Origin of the sequence: Shewanella colwelliana ATCC 39565, assembly GCF_000518705.1 — a bacterium.
GTDB classification, from domain to species: domain Bacteria; phylum Pseudomonadota; class Gammaproteobacteria; order Enterobacterales; family Shewanellaceae; genus Shewanella; species Shewanella colwelliana.
In genome coordinates, this window is record NZ_JAEC01000050.1 from 1 (window position 1) to 3,906 (window position 3,906).

2 protein-coding genes are annotated in these 3,906 nt (G+C 42.2%); both read left to right on the top strand.

Going from position 1 to position 3,906, the window contains the following annotated elements:
* Positions 1 to 3,102, top strand: a 3,102-nt coding sequence (locus tag L876_RS21940) for a VWA domain-containing protein (protein ID WP_037429039.1), incomplete at its 5' end; no start/stop codon positions are given.
* 238 nt (positions 3,103 to 3,340) lie between these two features.
* On the top strand, positions 3,341 to 3,906 hold a 566-nt coding region (locus L876_RS21945; RefSeq protein ID WP_037429043.1), incomplete at its 3' end, for a retention module-containing protein.

The window sequence follows — 3,906 nt, forward strand, 5'->3', positions numbered from 1 at the left end:
GTCACCATTGATGATGACAATAATGGCACCGCCACCCAAGTCGTGGTGGTCACCATTACTGGCACCAATGATCTCCCCGTGATTAATGCCGCGGCGACTGTTGTATCTGAAGAAGGTCTATTGGCTGGCATTATTGATAATATCGGTGATCCTTCTGATCAAACTGATTTGAAAACAAATGGAGGTGTTATCACCTTTACAGATCCTGACGCCTCTGACAGCAGTGCCTTTACGGTTTCATTGTCTGGTCCAAGTACTAATGTATATTCAGATGAACAACTCGTCAGTTGGAGTTGGGATAGCCAGACGAATACACTAACAGGTTCAGTGGGTAACACAGTTATCATGACAATAGTACTTGGCTCAGTAAGCGGAGACGTGTCTGGATATAGCGTTGCTTATACCGTCAATCTCCTTGGGCCTATAGATCATGAACTGAATAGCATTGAAGACATCATGTTATTGAACTTTGGAGTTACTATTAATGATGGCTCCGGCGACGCAACAACAACCTTGAGTGTCACTATTGAAGATGATTCAGGAGTAGACCAAGTTGATGAGTCTTTGGTCCATGACATTTCCCATAGCGTAGGCAGCACAGTCACTGCCGATCTCTTCAATCCTGGTGCTGATGGGTTTGGCGAAGTTAATTTTGAGCTTATTACATCTGGTTTAAAACACGATGGGTATGATCTGGTTTATACGATGAGTGGTAATACATTAACAGCTAGTGCTAATGGCGTTGACATATTTACGTTAACGGCCGTATTAGACGGTAATGGGCATTACGACTATCAATTTGTTCTGCTTCAGGAAATGGATCAGGAAGCGATAGTCAATTACGACATTGGCTCAGCTCCTGCTGGGAATAACCTCACCTACTTCGTAGATTTTGATGGTTCTATCTATGCCCAAAATGGACAAGCTGCCAGCGTTATTTCGACGATAACTGGGTACACTAACGGAGTATCTTCGCAGATCAACTCCAACAGTCATGGTATAGGTGTGGGCCCTCAAACCTCCATCAGTGCTAATGAGTCAATTAAAATTGAGTATGGCGTTGACGGTACGAGTATTTTAGCAGTTAATTTGGGAACCAATAACAACGGTAACCATACTGGTTCTGCTGATATTCAATACATAGTTACTTACTCAGACAATTCGACAAAGGTCGTTAATATAACAACCACAAATGGCATATTTCTGATTGAAGAGTTAGAACACAATGGTTTGGCAATTATGTCGATTGAAATCTTCCATGTTAATGGGGAAGATTTCCAAATAAATGGCCTATCTTCATCGGGCATTATTTTCAATAGCCCTATCGATCTTGAATTTGCCTACACTGCTACAGACAATGATGGCGACGCAATACCATTTACTAATGACAATAACGGCCATTTTTATATCACACTAACGCCAGATAATTATGTACCAAATGCCATTAATAATGCATACAAAGTCGATAGCGGCGGGGTAATAAGCTCCAATGTAATAACTGATGATACTGGCTCAGGGGCAGATAGCGATGCCAATGGACACAATCTCAAAGTAACTCATATCAACGGTGCAGAGCTTACATTTGTAAATGGCATTGCTACCGTTAATGTTGCGGGCGGTGTGTTAACAATTCAAGAAGATGGAACCTATACCTATCAGCACAATGGTAATGGGTCCGCACCCGTTAGGTTTACTTATGAAATAAGTGATAGCAATGGTGGTACCGACACCGCTGCGGTTGAGATTGAGATATTTAATCACCAGACTCTTAATCCTGGGGATGATACACACCAAGGTAGTGACGGGAATGACCTTATTGTGAGCGATACAACAAGTATTGTTCCTGGAGAGGACTACAATATTGCCTTCCTTATTGATACATCTGGAAGCATGGGCCAGTCCGCCGTTAATACTGCAAAAGCTCAAATATTAAGTGTTATCGAACAGCTTGTGGCTAATGCAAGTCAGCCTAATTCGGGTACGGTAAATATTCTCTTAGTCGATTTTGCTAGCTCAGCTCAAACACTTATCTCTATCGACTTAACAGCTAATGATGTCTTGACGCAGATAAGTGATGCAATGAGATCTATGAGTAGCGGTGGTCAAACTAATTATTATGCTGCCTTTAACGAGGTTTATAATTGGTTTGCCACAGGGCTTGCATCTCAAAATAGCGGTACCAACCTGACCTACTTCATTACTGACGGTAGGCCAACTTCCGATGGCGGCATTCCAGGCAGTAGCTACCAAAACGGATTAGCGGCATTTAATCTACTCAGTGCATTATCGATAATACAAGCAATTGGACTCGGTAATAATATTAATAGCAATGTTCTTGAGAACTTCGACTCAGACGGACAGATCCTCAATAATGTTGATGTGAGTAATCTCGCCGATGCAATTCTTCAATCCAGTCTGCTTCCTGGTAACGATGTGATCACTGCTGGTGATGGACACGATATCGTCTTTGGTGACTTGGCTCAATTCACGGGTATCAATACCCAGGGATATGATGCTTTAAAAGAATATGTATCAACTCAAACCAACATCAGCATTAATGATATTACTGATGTTGAAATCCATGGGTATATCTCTGAACATACTGACGAGTTCGATATCTCGGGTGCTGACGATGGCGGTGATACCATCTATGGCGGTAACGGAAACGATATCTTATTTGGGCAGGGGGACGACGATATACTTATAGGTGGCCTCGGCAGCGATGTGTTAATTGGTGGTACTGGCAGTGACATAATGGATGGTGGTGTCGATACGGACCGCGATACATTCGTGTGGAATCTTGGTTCTGCTGACGGAAGCACTGATACGGTTGTCAACTTTGACGTTAATTACGACGCGTTGGATCTTTCAAGTATTCTCATTGATGAAGAAACGGGTACCTTCTCCTTAGACCAATACTTAGAGTTTAACTTTAGTGGAGGTAACACCGAAATATCCGTAGATTCAAATCACGATGGTGTGACAGATCTGATTATTGTCCTAGAAAACGTTGACCTGACGGATAACAATTCACTTAGCGACAATCAAGTGATCACTAACTTACTTAACAATGAAAATCTAATAATCGATACCATACCGTAAAATTTAATATGGCTACGTAAATAGTCCGATAGAAGGCCAAGCTAATCATTAAGAGGTTTGGCCTTTTTGTTTCAGTACCCAGAAGCAATAACTTTTATCCATACTTAAGCATGACCTTTCCGTCAAAAAATTGACCATTGCCAACATCACTGTTAACATCTCATTCTTGGCGAAAAAGTACGCTAACAATTACAACCAGTTGGTTACGATTGTATTTATTTAATCTGCGGGGGCAGGAATGAAATCACTAGTTACAGCTAAAAACGGACACGTCACAAATACTCAAGGAAATGTATCAATTCAATCGGATACAGGAAGTAAAGTTGCTAATGTTGGAGACTACGTCCCTGCTGGTACAAAGGTTTCAATCCCTGATGAATCTACGCTTGAGATCGCCTATCAAGATGGTAGTACCTATAACAGTGCAGAGGTACTACCAGAGCAAATTGAAACAGCGACTGATACCAACGCATTAAATGAAATAGAGCAATTGCAGGCCCTTATAGCTGCTGGCGACGATCCAACTGCTGCGCTACCAGACACAGCTGCAGGTGGTGCTCAAGGTAATGAAGGTGGTTCTGATTTTGTGTCTTTAAGTCGAAGTGGAGCACAAACCATAGCCTCTGCAGGCTTTAATACCGATGGTATTTCACAACCTGAATTTACACCAACAACAGAATTAGTGAGCAGCGATGATTCCCCCACCATCGCTACTAACGACAGCAACACCATTGCAGAAGATACCGTCGCCACCGGCAACGTATTGGATAACGACAGCGATATCGACAGCGACTTGTCAGTGGT